18 protein-coding genes are annotated in these 19,449 nt (G+C 43.0%); 5 read left to right on the top strand and 13 right to left on the bottom strand.

What is annotated here, in order from left to right:
• Positions 1–4: 4 nt before the first annotated feature.
• The 3 genes from Q8G36_RS10610 to Q8G36_RS10600 form a co-directional block, all read right to left on the bottom strand.
• The gene (locus Q8G36_RS10610) at positions 5–856 is read right to left on the bottom strand and encodes a 3-hydroxybutyryl-CoA dehydrogenase (protein ID WP_305159861.1); all 852 of its coding nucleotides are present in this window, start codon (positions 854–856) and stop codon (positions 5–7) included.
• A gap of 31 nt (positions 857–887) precedes the next feature.
• Positions 888–2,078 carry an acetyl-CoA C-acetyltransferase gene (locus Q8G36_RS10605; protein WP_305159862.1) on the bottom strand — a complete coding sequence of 397 codons (1,191 nt, stop codon included), beginning with the start codon at positions 2,076–2,078 and terminating at the stop codon, positions 888–890.
• A gap of 194 nt (positions 2,079–2,272) precedes the next feature.
• Positions 2,273–4,402 carry a heterodisulfide reductase-related iron-sulfur binding cluster gene (locus tag Q8G36_RS10600; protein ID WP_305159990.1) on the bottom strand — a complete coding sequence of 710 codons (2,130 nt, stop codon included), beginning with the start codon at positions 4,400–4,402 and terminating at the stop codon, positions 2,273–2,275.
• A 262-nt stretch (positions 4,403–4,664) separates the two neighbouring features.
• Between Q8G36_RS10600 and cls the strand changes: the two genes are divergently transcribed.
• Both cls and uvsE read left to right on the top strand, forming a co-directional pair.
• Complete coding sequence (gene cls, locus Q8G36_RS10595) at positions 4,665–5,867, top strand: cardiolipin synthase (RefSeq protein ID WP_305159863.1); 1,203 nt, start codon at positions 4,665–4,667, stop codon at positions 5,865–5,867.
• A 26-nt stretch (positions 5,868–5,893) separates the two neighbouring features.
• Positions 5,894–6,847 (top strand): UV DNA damage repair endonuclease UvsE, encoded by a 954-nt coding sequence (gene uvsE, locus Q8G36_RS10590; protein WP_305159864.1) that lies wholly within the window; start codon positions 5,894–5,896, stop codon positions 6,845–6,847.
• A 50-nt stretch (positions 6,848–6,897) separates the two neighbouring features.
• On the opposite strand, the gene argS is transcribed toward uvsE, so the two are convergent.
• From argS to speE, 4 genes are all read right to left on the bottom strand, one after another.
• Positions 6,898–8,568, bottom strand: coding sequence for an arginine--tRNA ligase (gene argS, locus Q8G36_RS10585; RefSeq protein WP_305159865.1), 1,671 nt, complete (start codon positions 8,566–8,568; stop codon positions 6,898–6,900).
• A 3-nt stretch (positions 8,569–8,571) separates the two neighbouring features.
• Positions 8,572–9,012, bottom strand: a complete 441-nt coding sequence (locus tag Q8G36_RS10580) for a DUF1934 domain-containing protein (RefSeq protein ID WP_305159866.1) — start codon at positions 9,010–9,012, stop codon at positions 8,572–8,574.
• A 275-nt stretch (positions 9,013–9,287) separates the two neighbouring features.
• A complete protein-coding gene (gene speB, locus Q8G36_RS10575) occupies positions 9,288–10,166 on the bottom strand; it encodes an agmatinase (protein WP_305159867.1) in 879 nt (292 codons plus the stop codon).
• Between the two features lie 14 nt (positions 10,167–10,180).
• Positions 10,181–11,008 (bottom strand): spermidine synthase, encoded by an 828-nt coding sequence (speE, locus tag Q8G36_RS10570; RefSeq protein WP_305159868.1) that lies wholly within the window; start codon positions 11,006–11,008, stop codon positions 10,181–10,183.
• 207 nt (positions 11,009–11,215) lie between these two features.
• Between speE and Q8G36_RS10565 the strand changes: the two genes are divergently transcribed.
• Positions 11,216–13,285 carry a transglycosylase domain-containing protein gene (locus Q8G36_RS10565; protein ID WP_305159869.1) on the top strand — a complete coding sequence of 690 codons (2,070 nt, stop codon included), beginning with the start codon at positions 11,216–11,218 and terminating at the stop codon, positions 13,283–13,285.
• 150 nt (positions 13,286–13,435) lie between these two features.
• On the opposite strand, the gene Q8G36_RS10560 is transcribed toward Q8G36_RS10565, so the two are convergent.
• Positions 13,436–13,945 (bottom strand): YwhD family protein, encoded by a 510-nt coding sequence (locus Q8G36_RS10560; protein ID WP_305159870.1) that lies wholly within the window; start codon positions 13,943–13,945, stop codon positions 13,436–13,438.
• A gap of 41 nt (positions 13,946–13,986) precedes the next feature.
• Positions 13,987–14,661 (bottom strand): site-2 protease family protein, encoded by a 675-nt coding sequence (locus Q8G36_RS10555; RefSeq protein ID WP_370694032.1) that lies wholly within the window; start codon positions 14,659–14,661, stop codon positions 13,987–13,989.
• Between the two features lie 139 nt (positions 14,662–14,800).
• Here Q8G36_RS10555 and Q8G36_RS10550 point away from each other — a divergent pair, with 139 nt between their 5' ends.
• Entirely contained in the window at positions 14,801–14,986 is a 186-nt protein-coding gene (locus tag Q8G36_RS10550) for a 2-hydroxymuconate tautomerase (RefSeq protein WP_034315897.1), read from the top strand.
• 29 nt (positions 14,987–15,015) lie between these two features.
• Here the strand turns inward: Q8G36_RS10550 and Q8G36_RS10545 are convergent, their stop codons facing one another.
• The 3 genes from Q8G36_RS10545 to Q8G36_RS10535 all read right to left on the bottom strand — a co-directional run bounded on the left by Q8G36_RS10545 (position 15,016) and on the right by Q8G36_RS10535 (position 17,323).
• Positions 15,016–15,525: a YwgA family protein gene (locus tag Q8G36_RS10545; protein ID WP_076368383.1), complete on the bottom strand. Its 510-nt coding sequence runs from the start codon at positions 15,523–15,525 to the stop codon at positions 15,016–15,018.
• A gap of 32 nt (positions 15,526–15,557) precedes the next feature.
• Positions 15,558–16,865: an HD domain-containing protein gene (locus tag Q8G36_RS10540; RefSeq protein ID WP_305159871.1), complete on the bottom strand. Its 1,308-nt coding sequence runs from the start codon at positions 16,863–16,865 to the stop codon at positions 15,558–15,560.
• A 236-nt stretch (positions 16,866–17,101) separates the two neighbouring features.
• Entirely contained in the window at positions 17,102–17,323 is a 222-nt protein-coding gene (locus Q8G36_RS10535) for a DUF1450 domain-containing protein (protein WP_048683566.1), read from the bottom strand.
• 291 nt (positions 17,324–17,614) lie between these two features.
• Between Q8G36_RS10535 and Q8G36_RS10530 the strand changes: the two genes are divergently transcribed.
• Positions 17,615–18,361, top strand: coding sequence for an RsfA family transcriptional regulator (locus Q8G36_RS10530; RefSeq protein ID WP_305159872.1), 747 nt, complete (start codon positions 17,615–17,617; stop codon positions 18,359–18,361).
• Between the two features lie 235 nt (positions 18,362–18,596).
• On the opposite strand, the gene Q8G36_RS10525 is transcribed toward Q8G36_RS10530, so the two are convergent.
• Positions 18,597–19,445 (bottom strand): lipoate--protein ligase family protein, encoded by an 849-nt coding sequence (locus Q8G36_RS10525; RefSeq protein ID WP_305159873.1) that lies wholly within the window; start codon positions 19,443–19,445, stop codon positions 18,597–18,599.
• Between the last annotated feature and the right edge of the window lie 4 nt (positions 19,446–19,449).

Genomic DNA, 19,449 nt, shown 5'->3' with positions numbered 1-19,449 from the left:
ATGATTAGTTATATTCGTAAAATCCCCGTCCTGACTTCTTGCCTAGCCACCCAGCTTTTACATATTTCCTTAACAGCGGACACGGTCGGTATTTATCGTCTCCGAGCCCTTGGTGAAGGGTTTCCATTATGTACAAGCATGTGTCGAGCCCAATGAAGTCAGCTAGCGTAAGCGGGCCCATCGGATGGTTCATTCCCAGTTTCATCACATCATCGATCGCCTCTTTAGTGGCGACGCCCTCATAAAGTGTATAGATGGCCTCATTGATCATCGGCATTAAAATCCGATTAGCTACAAAACCTGGAAAATCATTGACTTCCACCGGTACCTTGTTCAAGGATTCAGCCATCTTTTCAACTTCCTTATAAACTTCATCCGATGTAGCAAGGCCTCGGATGATCTCAACCAGCTTCATGACTGGAACGGGGTTCATGAAGTGCATGCCAATTACCTTTTCCGGCCTTTTCGTGGCAGCGGCTATCTCGGTAATTGGAAGTGAAGAAGTATTGGATGCTAGAATGACATGTTGTGGCGTGATTTCATCCAACTCTGCGAAAATTTTTGTTTTTATCTCCATATTTTCCACTGCAGCTTCAATCACTAAATCCACCGCAGCCGCATTTTTCAAATCAGTCGAGGAAGTCAACCGGGAAAGGATTGCATCCTTCTCCTCGGATTCCATTTTCCCTTTTTCAACTTGCCGGGATAAGTTCTTTGTAATTGTCCCTAACCCTTTTTCTACGTATTCATCTTTTAAATCATGTAAAAGAACCTCATAACCGCTCATTGCGCAAACCTGGGCAATGCCAGAGCCCATCTGTCCCGCGCCAATGACCATCACTTTTTGAATGCCCATGAAAATCCCTCCTCATTCATCTATGAAACTATTAATCTTGCTTTGGCACTTCAATTAAAATGGCATCTCCCTGACCGCCGCCACTGCAGATCGCTGCGATGCCCAATCCCCCTCCACGGCGTTTCAGTTCATGCATCAGCGTAATGATGATTCGGGCACCACTCGCCCCGATTGGGTGACCTAATGCTACAGCCCCTCCGTTTACATTCACTTTTCCCGGCTCGATGTTCGCAATTTTCCCACTGGCCAGTGCAACCGCTGCAAATGCTTCGTTCACTTCAAACAAGTCAATTTCCTCTATCGATTTACCTGTCTTCTTCAGGAGTTCATTTATGACCAAACCAGGCGTTTTAGGGAAGTCCTTTGCTTCCACCGCCACTTCTGCATGAGCTAAAATATAGGCGAAAGGTGTTTTCCCTTCTTTTTCCGCACGTTCCTCACTCATCAATACGAGTGCACCTGCCCCATCATTGACACCTGGTGCGTTACCTGCAGTAATCGTCCCCTGATTATTGAAAGCTGGACCTAATTTAGCCAACTTCCCGGCAGATGTATCTTTTCTTGGGGCTTCATCATGTTCGATGATAATTGGTTCACCTTTTCGTACCGGCACCTGTACGGAAATGATTTCTTCTGCAAGAATACCGCCATCGATTGCTTTTATCGCTTTTTGATGACTCTCGTAAGCCCAGCTATCTTGTTCCTCACGGGTGATTTCAAGATCCTCGGCAGTACTGTTTCCATAAGTCCCCATATGAACACCCGTAAAACTGCAGCTAAGTCCATCCGAAATCATGGTATCCTTCAGTTCTCCATCACCCATCCTTAGGCCCCACCTTGCTTTAGGAAGGATATAAGGCGCATTGCTCATCGATTCCATTCCGCCGGCAACAATGATTTCTTCTTCACCTAAGCGAATGATCTGATCAGCCAATGTGACACTGCGAAGTCCTGAAGCGCATACTTTATTAATGGTTTCCGTTTTCACTTCCCATGGCAATCCAGCATGACGCGCTGCCTGGCGGGACGGTATTTGGCCTTGGCCTGCTTGAAGCACATTCCCCATGATGACCTCGTCTACTTGGCTGCCTTCAATCCCCGCCCGAACAAGTGACTCATTAATTGCTATTCCACCAAGTTGTGATGCCGTCAAACTGCTAAGACCGCCGCCAAATTTACCAAAAGGTGTTCTCACACCGCTAATAATCACTGTTTTCGCCATCATTATTTCCCCCTATAAGTAACATTGATTGAACGCTCGCTCAATTTGGAGTTAAAAAAATAGTGTTGTAAGCGCTTTATATTATATTACACATTTTTCTCAAAAATGAAAATATTTAGTTTATAAATATTGAAAAAATTGCCTACTCCCATTTGTTTCATCCCATATAAAAGAAGCAGGCAATTGCATTTAAATTAAGAGGCTACCGGTTTATTTTCACCTATTACCGCTTTTTCGAGTAGTTCTGCCACATCATACGTTTTCACATTTTCCTCAACTTCTTTTGCTTTCGTACCATCGGATAGCATGGTCAGGCAATAAGGACATCCGGAACTGATCACCGTTGGACTTACGGCCAGCGCTTGTTCGGTACGGGCCACATTAATGCGGTTTCCCGTTTCCTCTTCCATCCACATCAAACCGCCTCCAGCTCCACAGCACATACCCTTCTCGCGGTTACGCTCCATCTCAATAAGTTTCACGCCATCAATGGATTGCAAGATTTCACGCGGCGGGCTGTAAACTTCATTGTACCTTCCCAAGTAACAGGAATCGTGGAATGTTATCGTCTCATTCACAGGAAACTGAGGGACCAACCTGCCTTCACTGACAAGTTTGGCTAACAATTCAGTATGGTGATACACTTCCGCTTCCAAGCCAAAATCCGGATACTCATTCTTGAAGATATTGTATGCATGCGGATCGATCGTAACGATTTTCTTTATTTCATTCTTCTGGAATTCTTCTATATTTTTCATTGCAAGCTCCTGAAAAACAAACTCATTACCCAATCGACGGGGTGTATCCCCTGAGTTTTTCTCCTTATTTCCGAGAATTGCGAATTTGACGCCCGCTTCATTCAATAATTTAGCAAAGGAAAGGGCAATCTTCTGGCTTCTGTTATCGTATGATCCCATTGAACCTACCCAGAATAAATACTCGAATTCTTCGTCTGCCTTTTTTAATTCCTTCACGGTAGGGACGCTGACATCTTCCCGAAGGCTTCGCCAATCTTCTCTCTCTTTACGGTTCAGTCCCCACGGATTTCCTTGACGCTCAATATTCGTCATGGCACGTTGCGCATCAGGATCAAGTCTGCCCTCTGTCAACACTAGATAACGGCGCATATCGATGATTTTGTCGACATGTTCATTCATTACCGGGCATTGATCTTCACAGTTCCGGCATGTGGTACAAGCCCAAAGTTCTTCTTCCGTAATGACTTCGCCAATCAGGCTCGGACTGTAAGCTTCGGTTGCTGCAGCTGATTCCTGCGCCCCCTGCGCGGCACCAGCCAAAGCTATCTTATTTCCCTTCGTATTCCCAAAAACAAAAGACGGCACCCATGGCTGCTTCGTTGTAACGGCAGCGCCTGTATTTGTTAAATGGTCACGCATCTTGATGATGATATCCATCGGTGACAGCATTTTACCGGTACCTGTAGCCGGGCACATATTCGTACAGCGCCCGCACTCCACACAGGCATAGAGGTCCACCATTTGATACTGCGTCAAGTCTTCGATATATTTGGCACCGTAATATTGATTGCCTTCTTTGTCGAAAACCTCTTCTTCCAAATCAACCGGTTTCAATTTCCCTGGATTGTCCAGGCGATTCAGGAATACATTTATCGGACCGGCAATCAAGTGGGCATGCTTAGATTGCGGGATATAAACAAGGAAAGATAATATGATAAGTAAATGCAGCCACCAAGCTACATAAAAAACGACGGTTGCCGCCGTTGTCCCCATCCAGCCGAATAGGAAAGCGATGCTTGATGCGACTGGCTCTGACCAAGTTGCATCGTGTCCATGCCAGATCATTCCCATTCCATTACCCAGCAATACGGTAATCATGATACCTGTAATGAAGATGACAACCAAACCTGCTTTGAAATCCCTTTTCAAGCGAACGAGCTTTTCGACATAACGACGGTATGCCGCCCATAGGATGGCAACAAGAACGGTAAGCGTCACAATTTCCTGGAAGAAAGTAAAGGCCGGATAAACTGGGCCAAACGGTAAATGCCACCCCGGTCTTAAGCCTTTAACGAAAAAGTCAAGTGCTCCAAATTGCACTAAGATGAAACCATAAAATAACATGGCATGAATGATCCCGCTCTTTTTATCTTTAAAGAGCTTCTTCTGTCCAAATACATAAACCCCTATTTTTACAAGACGATCTTTCACACGGTTATCGAATTCCACTTTTTTGCCAAGTTTTATATAAGCTATACGAGTCTTTATCAAATAGACAAACAAACCGGCGGCGTAAGCGGTTACAAGCAGGAACGCAACTAAGTTGATCCACAGTAAACCATTCATTTCCATGCAGTCTTTCCCCCTCAATTGTAAAATTGGCATTTTTCTGAAATTTGATTAATTCCATTATATAATGAATGAGCATTCAGTCAACTTTTTTCTTTCTAAAACTAATTAATTTTTCTGCACCTTAATTATATAATTCGACAATTACGTGTATTACCCTTCTGCATTTTAAAAAAATGAGGACCCTTTCCCCCTTTTTAATGGTTACTAACAGGGAATTAGAGCCAAACTAAATATAATCATTTAGGGGGGATTTTTTTTGAAGATAATCACTACGATTGCCTCTATATTTTTATTGATCTTCTCTTGGTGCTGGGTTGATCTTAAGGTAGGGCATAAGCGTTATTTGAAGCACGCAACCAACATTAAATATCCGCCTCGGAACAGCGAAATGACTGTATTCACATCAGGGAAAATCCTGTTTGAAGATTATATTAAGGAAGTCAAGCAAGCTCAGGATTCCATCCATATCCTTTTTTATATTGTAAAAAATGATAAATTCAGCAAGGACTTTTTGAAGTTACTGCAGTCAAAAGCGGAAGCGGGCGTGGAAGTGCGGCTTTTAGTCGACTGGGTAGGAAGTAAAAAGATGTCCCATCAAACCATTCAGGAGCTAACTAAAAGCGGCGTTCATTTTTCTTTCAGCTTTAAACCGAAACTCCCCTTCCTTTTCTATACAATACAAAAAAGAAATCACCGCAAGATCACGGTGATAGATGGAAAAATCGGCTATCTTGGCGGCTTTAATATCGGTAAGGAGTATATAAACCAAGGGGAGAAGCTGAACCCATGGAGAGATTACCATTTAAAAATGACCGGGGAAGGTGTAAAGGACCTTCAGGAAGTCTTCCTCTCGGATTGGTTCTATGATACAAACGAGGATTACAGGGGAACACCTGCTTATTTCCCGACATTGACTCCCGGGACGCAGGCACATCAGTTTGTGGTCACGAATGGCAATGATCTTGAACAGACACTGACACACATGATTCGGCAAGCCACTAAGAAAATCATTATCGGGACTCCTTACTTCATTCCCAGTGAAACTTTATTTCAAGAATTAAGGGATGCCCTTGCACGCAATGTTTCCGTTACGGTCATCGTACCTGAAATTTCAGACCATGCCCTTGTCAAGGAAGCTTCTTTTCCTTACTTTCGGGTACTATTGAAAGACGGGGCTGAAATCATGCAATTTCAAAGAGGGTTCTACCATTCTAAAGTGATCTTGATTGATGATATAATGTGTGATATCGGTACGGCTAATTTCGATAAACGCAGTTGTTTTTTAAATAGTGAAATGAACTGCATCGTATTTGACCGGACATTTATAGAAGATGTAGAAAAGGAATTGGCAGTGGACCTAGCCGAATCCAAGCCGCTAAACGAGGACGCGCTTTCCAACATGAATGTAGTCCGTTCAGCAAAAGAATCGCTGGCTACCATCCTTTCTCCTTTTCTTTGACATCCCGTTGCTCAAGGAGAAATATTATGAAAATAAGATTTGGATTCGTATCCAATGCCACCTGTTTATGGGAGGCTTCTCCGGCTAAGACACTTACTTTCAAGCGATATAGTACACTTGGCCCAGAAAAAGGAATGGAAAAACTCCTGGATGTGACAAGGCAGAACATTGAAAATACCTTAAGGGTCCTGCAATATAACACGGCACACCAAATAGAAATATACCGGATGTCCAGTTCCATTGTTCCTTTAGCCACACATCCCGAAATAGAATGGGATTTCGTCACTCCTTTTAAAAAAGAGTGGAAACAGCTTGGCGATTGGGCCACTGCACACAAGATGAGGATCAGCTTTCATCCCAATCAATTTACGCTGTTTACCAGCCCTAAGCCCGAGATTACAAAAAATGCGGTAAAGGATATGGAGTTCCATTATAAAATGCTTGATGCAATGGGCATTGCGGACACCTCTTTCATCAATATCCATGTCGGTGGGGCCTATGGTGATAAAGAGTCCGCCCTTGTAAGGGTTCATGACAACCTTAAATCGCTGCCTATGCACGTCAAGGAAAGAATGACTCTGGAGAATGATGATAAAACCTATACAGCAACTGAAACCTTGAGCGTATGTAAGAGGGAAGGCATCCCACTTGTATTCGATTACCACCATCATCTCGCAAACCTTTCAGATGAGCCGCTTAACGAGCTGCTCACCGAGGTGTTCACCACTTGGAGTCAAGCAGGGGCAGTACCAAAGATTCATATTTCATCCCCAAAATCGGCAGGTGAATTTCGTTCGCATGCAGATTATATCGATTTGGACTTCATCATGCCCCTTTTTAAAGTGCTTAAGGATCTTGGACAAGACGTGGACTTCATGATCGAGGCCAAGATGAAGGACCGGGCAATGTTGCAGCTGATTGAAGATATAGCTAAGGTTCGTGGTGTAAAAAGGGTGGGCGGCGGTGCCGTCGAGTGCTAATTAACCTAAAAAAAAAGCGGCTGTTTCGCTAGAAACAGCCGCTTTTTCCATTACATTTTTTCCGGTGCAGAAACCCCGATTAAAGCTAATGCATTCTTTAAAGTAATTTGGACGGATTTGACCAGTCCTAAACGCGCCTTACTTCTTTCCATCTCTTCAACATCCAAAACTTTATCTGCATTGTAGAAACTGTGGAATGTAGAAGCCAGGTCGAATATATAATTCGTCATGCGGTGAGGCATCCGTTTTTCGGCTGCTTCCGCTATCGCCTGCGGGAATTCTCCTAATTTCTTCAAAAGCTCCACTTCTTTTTCAGTAGATAGGGCTGAGAAATCAGTGACTCCTTCATAGCTGATCCCTTGTTCCACACCTTGGCGTAGAATGCTGGAAATACGGGCGTGGGCATACTGTGCATAATAAACCGGGTTTTCATTGGACTGTGATACTGCAAGATCCAAATCGAAGTCCATATGAGTATCCGCACTTCTCATCGCAAAGAAATAACGTGTTGCATCCAAACCTACTTCATCAATGAGGTCACGCATCGTAACTGCCTTACCGGTACGCTTACTCATCTTCATTTTCTCGCCATCCTTGTACAGGTGAACAAGCTGGATGATTTCCACTTCAAGCTGCTCGCGTTTGTACCCTAATGCTTCGATCGCTGCTTTCATACGCGGTATATAGCCGTGGTGGTCTGCACCCCAGATATTGATCAGCGTTTCAAAGCCGCGCTCCAATTTATTACGGTGATAGGCAATATCCGGTGTCAGATATGTGTAAGACCCATCCTGCTTAATAAGCACCCGGTCCTTATCATCGCCTAATTCCGTAGAACGGAACCATGTAGCCCCATCTTCCTCGTAAACATGGCCCCTTTCCCTCAACACTTTGAGTGCTTCATCAATTTTACCGTCTTGATATAGAGATGTTTCGGAGTACCATACATCGAATCCGACACGGAAATTACCCAAATCCGTTTTCAGTTTTTCCATTTCATATTTCAAGCCGTACTCACGGAAAAATTCAAAACGTTCCTTTTCATCGGCATTTACATATTTATCCCCATATTCACTGGCAAGCGTCTTCCCGATGCCAATGATATCTTCGCCATGATAACCGCCCTCCGGCATATCCTTTTCGAGGCCAAGTGCCTGGAAATAGCGGGCTTCTATGGAAATGGCCAAATTATTAATTTGGTTTCCTGCATCATTGATATAATATTCACGTGAAACATCATAACCTGCTTTAGAGAGGATATTACATAACGTATCACCTACTGCTGCACCACGGGCATGTCCAAGATGGAGATCACCGGTCGGGTTCGCGGAAACGAACTCCACTTGGATTTTTTCGCCTTTACCAAAGTCACTTTCCCCATATGCTTCATCCACTTTCAAAATGACAGGAACCAATTCTGTCAAATAGGAATTATTCATGTAGAAGTTGATGAAACCAGGTCCTGCAATTTCAATTTTTTCGATGGATGCTTTTGATTTGTCAAAGTTTTCGATGATTGCTTCTGCTATCATCTTTGGCGCTTTCTTTGCAATCTTCGTTAATTGCATGGCCATATTCGTGGAATAATCTCCGTGTGTCTTATCTCTTGGCAGTTCCAATACAACATTTGGAATCTGCTCTTCCGTTGCCAAACCAGCTTTAATGACTGCCGCTTTAATCTCTTCTTTCAGTTTTTCCTGTACCTCTTTTACTATATTCATGCGCTATGCTTCCTCCTTATAGGAAATCGTCATCTCATATTGACCGGGTTCGCTTCCCTGCATATGTAACGTATATTTAAGGACAAGTTTCCCTTGTTTGGTCTGCTCATCCCATTGATGATGTATCTTCTTCGCGGTCGTCCGTAATCCTAACCTGCCATATATACTTTCATAATGTCCATTTGTCGCTTCCTGCAGGCGGAAAAGCTGCCTCATTTTAATGGCACCATTTCTAAGCAGGATCGTTTCATCCGGTTTGTGCTTGATGGTCGTTTGTGTTTGACCGACTTCATTTTCCTCTTTATATTGCAAATATAAATCTGTACCTTTATACATTTTTGTACCAAATGTGACCAGCTCATACGTTTCCGTTTCTGAGCCGTGCTTGATTTTTGTCTGTAAAGTCACTTTAATGGCATGCTTATCTATATCATGAAGAGTCAAAGCTACACTTCCTTCATCATGTCGTTCTTAACTTTATAAGTATAAATATTCTTCAAGGAAGTTTCAACTTGGAGCGAAAAATAAAGTGTAAATCCAAAAATGTGAGGATAAACTGTCGAAATCATGTTGTTGCAATTCATTTGATTCTAACGCAATAATGACTCATTGGGGCGGAATTATTCAAAAAGAGTCCTTCAGATGTAAAATTCTTTTCCTGAATGGATAAAAAAAGACCATTCCCGCTAAAAAAACAGGAACAGTCAAATTTTCCAACATTAACCTTTTTGAACCCAACCTAGAATCATTTCGCGAATCAGCTTGCTCGCCGTGTTCGCAGTTTGCTCGGATGGATCATAAATCGGTGCCACTTCCACTAAATCGCAGCCGACTACATTAATTTCAGACCGTGCTATCTCATGAATCGAAGCTAAAAGCTCTTTGGAAGTGATGCCTCCACAATCTACGGTGCCCGTTCCCGGCGCGTGCGCAGGATCAAGAACATCGATGTCGATCGTCACATATACAGGACGACCGGCTAACTGCGGCAGTACGTCTTTCAGAGGTTCAAGAACTTCAAATTTAGAGATGTGCATGCCATTTTCCTTTGCCCATTGGAATTCTTCCTTCAAACCGGAACGAATGCCGAAAGAGTATACATTTTTCGGGCCGATAAGTTCTGCGGATTTACGGATGATGGACGCATGGGAAAGCGGCTCCCCCTCATAATCCTCACGTAAATCTGTATGTGCATCCATATGGATGATGGCCATGTCGGGATACTTTTTGAACATGGCTTTAATGACAGGCCATGTGACAAGATGTTCCCCTCCCATACCCATTGGGAACTTACCTGCATCCAACAAGCTGTCGACAAATTTTTCAATCATATCGATACTGCGCTGCGGATTGCCGAATGGTAATGGAATATCCCCGGCATCAAAGAATTTAACTTCCTCTAATTCACGATCTAAATACGGGCTGTACTCTTCCAAACCAATCGAAACTTCACGAATCCGGGTAGGGCCGAAGCGGGAACCCGGACGGAAACTTACCGTCCAGTCCATCGGCATGCCGTATAGCACAGCTTCTGATTCCTCAAAAACAGGGTGGCTTTTAATGAATACATTGCCTGAATAGGCTTCATCGAATTTCATGGTCCACGCCTCCCTTATTTCACTAAATCTTGAACGAATTTAGGCAGAACGAAAGCTGCTTTATGAAGTTCTTTTGTATAATATTTCGTTTCCATTTCATGGAAACGATCTTCAGTCACTTCTAATGGATTATATTTTTTCGATCCGATCGTGAACGCCCAAAGGCCGCTTGGATACGTCGGGATATTCGCTAAATACAGGCTGGTGATTGGGAATATTTCTTTTACATCACGTTGTACATCGCGAATTAAGTCCGCTTTAAACCAAGGATTGTCGGATTGTGCCACAAAAATCCCGTCTTCTTTCAAAGCTTTGGAAATCCCGGCATAAAAACCTTTTGTGAATAAATTGACAGCAGGTCCGACAGGTTCAGTTGAGTCAACCATGATCACGTCATATTCATTTTCACTTTTGGCGATGTGCATGAAGCCATCCCCAACTTGTACGTCTACACGCGGATCTTCAAGCATGCCTGCAATTTCAGGCAGGAATTGCTTTGAGTATTCGATAACTTTCCCATCGATATCCACCAAAGTGGCTTTTTTCACGCTTGGGTGTTTTAGGATTTCACGGATAACTCCTCCGTCCCCTCCTCCTACAACCAAAACGTTTTCTGGATTAGGATGGGTAAATAAAGGAACATGGGCTACCATTTCATGGTAAACGAATTCATCGCGCTGTGAAGTCATTACCATGTCATCCAGCAATAGCATATTGCCCCACTCTTCCGTTTCAATCATATCAAGCTTTTGAAACTCAGTTTGCTCCGTATGTAAAGTACGATTCACTTTCATCGTAATACCAAAGTTCTCTGTTTGTTTTTCAGTAAACCAAATGCTCATTTATTAACGCTCCTTTTCCATTTCATATTGTCAGTCACCTTATAGGTTCCCCAAAATCGGTATAGTCATTAGCTAGAAAAATTATAGACGAATCTAGCAGAATTGCAAGATAAATTTCTTAAATGCAGTTCTTATGTTTAAAATTTTCTTTTTTTTCCATAATAGTAATAGATGATAGATTCTTACTTGATAAGAGAGGTGAAAGCAATGGAATTGATTCCAAGCGAACGATTTAAAAGGACAACTAAATATGTACGGGCCTTCATTATCCTTGCCACAATCGGGCTCACAATACTCTTTGTATTGCTTCTCTCTTTACTGATTTATGCAAAAATATTAGGTCCGCCCCCTTTGGTCGTGCCGCAGTCCACTCTCTATTATAGTGATGATGGAAATGTGATCGGTGAAACGGATAATGGCCAGAAACGTTATTGGGCCGGAATGGAGTCGATTTCACCACAGCTCATCAAAGCGACTGTCGCCGTTGAGGACCGTCAATTTTACACTCATAAAGGATTTGATATAAAGCGGATCGGCGGTGCCATCCTTGCTGATATTAAGGCAATGTCCAAAGTCCAGGGTGCAAGCACCATTACCCAGCAGTATGCCAGGAACTTGTTTCTTGGGCATGACAAAACGTGGTCGCGTAAACTTAATGAGGCCTTTTATACGATACGTTTAGAAATGAACTACTCCAAAAAGGAAATTCTAGAAGGCTATTTAAATACGATTTACTATGGCCATGGCGCATATGGAGCCCAAGCTGCAAGTCAATATTACTTTGGCAAGGATGCCAAGGATTTGACTCTTCCTGAAGCGAGCATGCTGGCCGGAATACCAAAAGGGCCGTCAAACTATTCTCCATTGGATAACTTTGAAAAAGCGAAATCAAGGCAGAGAGTTGTCCTGCAAGCCATGAAAAACAAAAACTACATTTCAGGAAAAAATATCGCGGAAGCATTGCGAACATCCCTTACATTAAAAGGAGAGCATGGAACGGTCACCAATAAGACCGCTCCCTATTTCCAGGATGCCGTCAAACAAGCTTTAAAATCTCAGCTTCATTTGGATGACCGGACGATCGAGCTCGGCGGGCTTAAAGTCTATACCACACTGGATGAAACCCAGCAGGATGCTGCCGAAGAGGTTCTTTCCAATACCATACCCAAGTCTTCAGGCATTCAAGCCTCGATAGTGGCAATGGATCCGGATACCGGGGAGGTCCGTGCGCTGGTCGGCGGTAAAGATTATTCCGAGTCGCCATTCAATCGAGCTACACAGGCGGTTCGCCAGCCTGGTTCAACCATGAAGCCATTGCTATACTATTCAGCGCTGGAGAATGGTTTCACACCATCCACCACCTTAAAAAGCGAGACAACTACATTTTCTTTCGACGATGGTCACTCATCTTACACACCGCATAATTACAACCATCAATACGCTGAAGGCGAAATCACGATGGCCCAGGCCGTTGCTCTTTCCGATAATATCTTCGCCGTAAAAACGCACTTGTTCCTTGGGGAACAGACATTGGTCGATACGGCGCATCGTTTCGGAATCACGGCAAAGATGGATGCGGTTCCTTCCCTGGCACTCGGTACGTCAGGTGTAAGGGCGATTGAAATGGTGAACGCATACAGCATTCTGGCTAACGGCGGCAAGAAGGTTGAACCCGTGTTTATCAAAAAAGTCGAAAATCAAAAAGGTGAAGTGATTTTTGATGAAAATGAGAAACCGGAACAGGTTTTGGATAAGGACAAGGCATTTGTCATGACCCAGATGCTTACAGGTGTTTTTGATGAAACCTTAAATGGCTATACGAAAGTGACCGGCAGCACCATCAGTTCCCAGCTGACCCGCCCATATGCCGGCAAATCAGGCTCCACCCCGACGGATAGCTGGATGATTGGTTACACACCGGAGCTTGTAGCAGGAGTATGGACTGGATATGATCAAGGCAAAAAGATCGAGATCCCTGCTGAAAAAGGCTATGCAAAGAAAATCTGGGCTTCCTATATGGAAAAGGGTCTACAAGGGAAACCGGCAAAATCGTTTAAAGAAACCGAAAACGTAATCGGGGTAAACGTGAATCCCGGAAGCGGAAAATTGGCTACAAAGGATTGTCCTGTCTCAAGATTGACTTATTATGTTAAAGGAACCGAACCTGTCGAATACTGTGCCGAGCACTTTAAGGGTGAGAATCCGAAACATTCCCCAAAAGAAGAAGAACATAAAAAGGCCCCGTGGTACAAAAAAGTATTAAAACCTTGGGGATAACGAAAAACCCCCGAAGCCGGCAGCGGCTTCGGGGGTTTTTCTGTCCTAGTTCCACAGTGACTAAACTGCTGTCTTTAAGTTTACTGATTTTATCGCTTTCCTACAAGTGCATTTTTCACTAAACTTAACATTTCATCCATTAAACGAGATTCAAACCGTCAATGACTCCTTCAGCTGAGCTGAAGAGCGCTCCCACATTCCTGCATCATGGCTTTTCAGGAAGTCTGCAAGCACACGTTTTGATTTATCGTCCATGTCCTCGACGATGATATGTCGTTTCAGCGATTTATCCATCCGGTTAACATGCTCCGGAAGCGATTTGTACCCACGTCTAATTGACCTGTCGACCATCATTTCACATGCCGTCACACCTGCATAGTGCGGACCATTTTGAGTGGCTTCAATGGTCACCCAAACAAGCCAGTAAGGTTTGGCATTCGGTACCTCTTCTTTAGTCTTTAAAAACTTGATCCCTTTTTCCACCACGCTTCTTGCATGCATCGCGCCGATATCGACCTCTGCTGCACCTGCATCCACATCGATGATGACCGGAGAAATATTATCAAGCGTCAAGACCCCTGCTCCATATCCGCCATGCCCTTCTGTTGGGTCGTTTTTTATAATATTGAAGCCTACCTTTTTCTTTGGTTGTTCTTCCATGTTTATATCCCCCTTTATCGTTTGTCATTCCTTATTATTGGTTAAAAAAACAAAAGTGAAAAAAATTGACTCAAGATGCCTCCTACAAATTTAATACCAGTATCCAAAATCGGTCTAATTGTATATTGACTCAGCGGTGTGATGATCAGAATCAAAAAAATAAGGGAGCCGTATTGTTCATACTGGGTCATTTTTGCCCGCAAGTCTGCTGAAACAAGATCCTGAACGATCCTATAACCATCGAGCGGCGGCAATGGTATCAGATTAAATACAAATAAAAGGACATTTAAATTTATGAGTATATTTAAGAAGGGCTCGACGAAAAAAGGTAACTCAGGTCCAACGCCTGCCGCAAGCAACCCGTAAAAAATTAAAAATCCCAAAATTGCAACAATCAAATTACTGAACGGACCGGCAAAAGAGACGAGCACTCCTGCCAATTTTGGATTCTTGAAATGAAAACGATTAACCGGTACAGGTCGCGCCCAACCAAATCCGGCTATTAATATTAACAATGTTCCGATCGGATCCAAATGCGAAATCGGATTCAATGTGACTCTTCCTTCATTCTTTGCAGTCGGATCACCGAACTTATAGGCCACATAAGCATGGGAAAATTCATGAACCGTAAAAGCGATTAACAGTGACACAATGACATATGGAAGTTCTTCCAACCTATAAGCCAAAAACCGTTCTATTTGATCAAAAAATTGCATCGATAGCTTCTCCCCCATTGTTTATTACCGTTAGTATACATCAAAAGTTCAAGAAGTGAAAAAACTCTGACTTCCGTGTCTTGCAATTCTTTTTCCATTGTGAAACACTACAAGATAAGAGAGGAAGGGGGGAAAAGAGATGCCATATGTAACAGTCAAAATGCTTGAAGGCCGTACAGACGAACAAAAAAAGGCCTTAGTCGAAAAGGTGACTGCAGCCGTTACCGAAACAACTGGAGCACCAGCTGAAGCCGTGACGATTTTCATTGAAGAAATGTCAAAAAATCATTTAGCAGTAGCCGGTGTCCGTAAAAGCGATTTATAAGGTTTACATAATGGGGAAAAGCTAAGCCATCAATTCGGCTTAGCTTTTGTTTTTAACTGCTCAATATATTCATATGCCTCATCAATTTCTTCAAGCGTATATTTTTGTTTGCTTTTCAGCGTGAAAATTTTCTCGGTGACTTCCTCTTTTTCAAGCGTGTCGAAGTATAACACCGTTGAAACCAGCTCCAAAAACCGGGCATTCTGTTCGTTCATATCCAGTAAGCATGCCTCAAGTGCCGGCATCTCCACTTCCTGTATGGATAGGAAATCCTGGCCGGCATCCGTTATCGAATAACAATATTGATAATAGCCCGCTTTTTTTTCCCTTACTTCATTCAAGTAACCCATTTCGCAGAGCTCTTCAATCCGTAAGGTCAACTCCTCCGAATACGGTCCATAAAAGTGAAACTGAAACTTTTCATGAAATGGGAAGGACAGCTTCTTCGCGATATAAACGATTTTCTGTAATTTTTTCCGACCCGATATTTCACCGGCAGTAGAAATTGCATTGATAATGTTTGCATGATCCTTAAACAAGGCTCGTCACTCCTCACCAAAAATGTACCACTTTAATCCGATAGCTCCAAAAGCTTACGAATCTGTTTTTTTATATTTTTCTTCGTAGATTCATCCCGCAATAAATCCGCTGGATAATACAACTTATGATCCGTTCTTCTTTTCCCTGAAATTGCATCGACAATTTCGGATTCACGCGATAATTCACGAATTTCGCCATTATTTTTCAGCAAGTGAATCGGCAGTCTCTCCTCTTCCTCACCTGGCCGGTAAAAATCATACGGCAGATCTGATGAAGAATCGACGACGAGATAATAATCCGGATCGATGCCTGCCTTCTTGAATAGCGTCCTTAATTCCATCAATCTGTTCATTTGACTGTTCGATGGATGGAATTCCACATATTTAAATAGTTTGCGGTTAACGAAGCGAGTGCATAAATCTTTTAAAATCGCATCGTTTTCCTCTTCCCATGCTTCGAAATAATAGAGCATCACCGCTTCATCCATTTTCAAATAGTCCCTTAAAGTCACTTCTCCCTTGAACAAGGAATAAAAATGGTGCGGTTCTTGGGCAAACTCATAGCCGGATTCATATAAATGTTTCGCTCTATGTAGAATCTTGGTAAGTATGACCTCCGCACTTCTCGTAACTGGATGGAAATAAACCTGCCAATACATTTGGTAGCGACTCATGATATAGTCCTCAACCGCATGCATCCCGCTTTGTTTTATGACGGCATGTTCTTCCCTTGGCCTCATTACACGCAAAAGCCTTTCCATATCGAAATGTCCATAACTAACGCCAGTGAAGTAAGCATCACGCTGTAAATAGTCCATTCTATCAGCATCGATCTGACTTGAAATCAGGCTGACTACTAATTTGCCTTTATAGGTTTTCGCAATGACTTCTGCCACTTTTTTAGGGAAATCACGTCCAACTCTAAGGAGGGTCTTATTCACTTCCGTATCGCCGAGGATTATCTGCTGTGTGAATTGCTCATGATCCAGGTCAAACACTTTTTCAAAAGAATGAGAGAAAGGTCCATGACCCAAATCATGCAGGAGGGCTGCGCACAAGGATAGTAACCGTTCCTCAGGTTTCCATTCCGGTCTGCCCTCGAAAACATCATCCACGATTCTCCGGACAATCTCATATACTCCAAGCGAATGGCTAAGACGACTATGTTCCGCACCATGAAAGGTTAAATAAGTCGTTCCTAGCTGTTTGATCCTTCGAAGCCGCTGGAATTCCTTCGTCCCTATTAAATCCCATATAACCCGGTCACGAACATGTATATATCGGTGTACCGGGTCCTTGAATACTTTTTCTTCTTGTAATTTTTCGCCGGAATATTCCATGAACTACCCTCTTTTTCATAATCTCGATGCACTCATTATAGCGTGTTTTGACAAAAAACCCTAACTTCCGCCTTGCTAGTAAGAGGGGGCATTTTGTAAGAAAACGGAAGTTCCAGTCTGGTTTTGTCTCGAAAATAAGGAAATAAAAAATCACCGCAGTGTGTCGAATCTGGGTGATGATTACTTGTTCCATTTATCATAAGCAAACAATCCACTCTAACTATATATCATGGATCCTACTTTAGTTTTTTATTGATTTTATCTAGTAACTCGTCTTCTGTCGGTGCAGCAACTGGACGGTTATTGACAAAGGCAAAAGACTTCTTTCTGCCAGGACCGCAATAGGATTGACAGCCCACTTCAATTTTCGCGTCGGGATCAAGCTTTTCAAGACGCGGGATCAATGTTTTAATGTTCACCGCCAAGCAGTCATCGCACACTCTGAATTCATTGGACATCCTCCGGTCACCATCCTTTCCATGACAAACTATTTTTCATCCATTTATATGACTAAAGGGTATTTTACCGTTTCTACTTATGAATATCAAGAGGGCTGGATGATGTGAAATGGAAAGGGCAGCCGCTGGAAAAGGATGTAATCAACCAAAAAACTAGTATCCTTTTAACCTTTTTGTATAAAAAATCCAGAATTTGTCCAAAATGCTAGTAGAACACTCCATAAATCACTGCCACACGATATTTTATATAGTTATTTATTTTAAAAGTTACCAGAAAGGGAGTATGTAGAAATGAAGGTTCGTCAAGACGCCTGGACAGAAGAAGATGATTTGCTTTTGGCAGAAACGGTATTGCGCCATGTGCGGGAAGGCAGCACTCAGCTTAATGCTTTTGAAGAGGTAGGAGATAAGTTGAATCGCACCTCTGCAGCATGCGGATTCCGCTGGAATGCAGTTGTCCGCCATAATTATGATAAAGCGCTTTCCCTTGCCAAGAAACAGCGTAAGCAGCGGCAAAGGATCCTTGGAAAAGATCAAGGAGGGAAAAAACGGCTTCTTTATACACCGCCGTCCCCAACGATTTCCGACATAATGGTTCCCCATGTACAAGAAGAGGAACTAGAGTTGAAATCCGAAGTCGATACTGCCAATTATGAAGCAGCAGAGGAATTCGTTGTGGCTGAAGCCCTCGCTCCTAAGACACAGCACACACCAGTAGCTGTGGAAACGGCCATGAGCCTCGATACCATCATCGCCTATTTGGAATCTATGAACGGCCGCATGCTTCAAGCCGAAGTATTAAAAACCGAAAATGAAAGATTGAAGCTTGAAATTAAAGGGCTGAAAAAGCGAAACGAAGAATTGGAGAATAAAGTCAGCCACCTAGAACAAAACAGCGGCTTGATGCAGGAAGATTATGAAACTTTGATGAATATCATGAATCGAGCAAGAAAGCTGGTCTTGTTAGAGGAAGAGGAACGTCCGGCAACTAAGTTCAAGATGGACCGGAATGGCAATTTGGAAAAAATGGCCGAGTAATAAAATAATGTGGGGTTCAGTTATATAGATCAACCACATGCCAAAGGCCGTTTCACCCATGTTTATCCGAAAAAGGAGCCAACAAGGCTCTTTTTTTCATTGTTTCAAGAAATAAGGAGAAATATCTCCTAGGATGCGCTGCCTATCATACAGGCCTTTTACAGTTTCAGTGAATGCTAAAGTCGTATTAAATGAAAAAAGCCGTTCCTGAATTACTGGAACGGCTTCTTTCATATCAATCCTTTAATGCATCGAATACTTTATCATTGCGTTCCACCACTCTTGTCAAGTATGCCTCATACATCGGCCATTCCTGAGCGGAAAGAGTGTCAGAGAATATCCTTTCGCTATGTTCCTTCAATACATGTAGGAATCTGAGCATCACGTCCTGAACACTCAATTGCACACCCAACAATTCTGTTAGGGACGCCATTACCGAAGGGACGATATCAGGATAAGCGAATTTGGTTTCTGCATTTCCTTTAGCTGCATCATAAAAGCCCTTTACGAGACTGGCACGTTCAGCCCCGCTTCCATTGACACACAAATAGATTTGCACCGCTACGCCATTGCGGATCCTGCGTTGGGATATACCGGCAAACTTTTGTCCATTTATACTTAAATCATAACTACCAGGACAATAGGAACCGACGATCTCCCTTGCCTCCATCGTGACTGGGAAATCGGAAAACATCAATTGGACAAGCTCCCACATCGCATCATATCCACGATTGATTTCAATTTTCTGCTCGTTTTCAGGAAAAATGAGCGAAAGATTAAGAACCCCCTCATCCAGAACGACTGCCAGCCCTCCGGAATTCCTCACGATGGCCTGAAAACCATGTTCTTCTAAATGTTCCAAACCCTTTCTAAGAAAAGGCAACTTCGTATCCTGTATACCCATGACGATGGTTCGATGGTGTACCCACGCCCTGGCTACTGCCGCTGATTTACCTGACCCTACGGAAGCACAAAATGTATCATCCATCGCAAAGGACTCCAGAGCAGGAAACTGAGGTCCAACGGAAGATTGATCAATTATCCTCCACTCTTGCTGCATTAATAATGAATCTGTCTCACCCATACGA

The organism is Peribacillus frigoritolerans (assembly GCF_030676415.1).
Lineage (GTDB): Bacteria > Bacillota > Bacilli > Bacillales > DSM-1321 > Peribacillus > Peribacillus frigoritolerans_A.
This window is presented reverse-complemented; position numbering and strand designations above follow the sequence as displayed.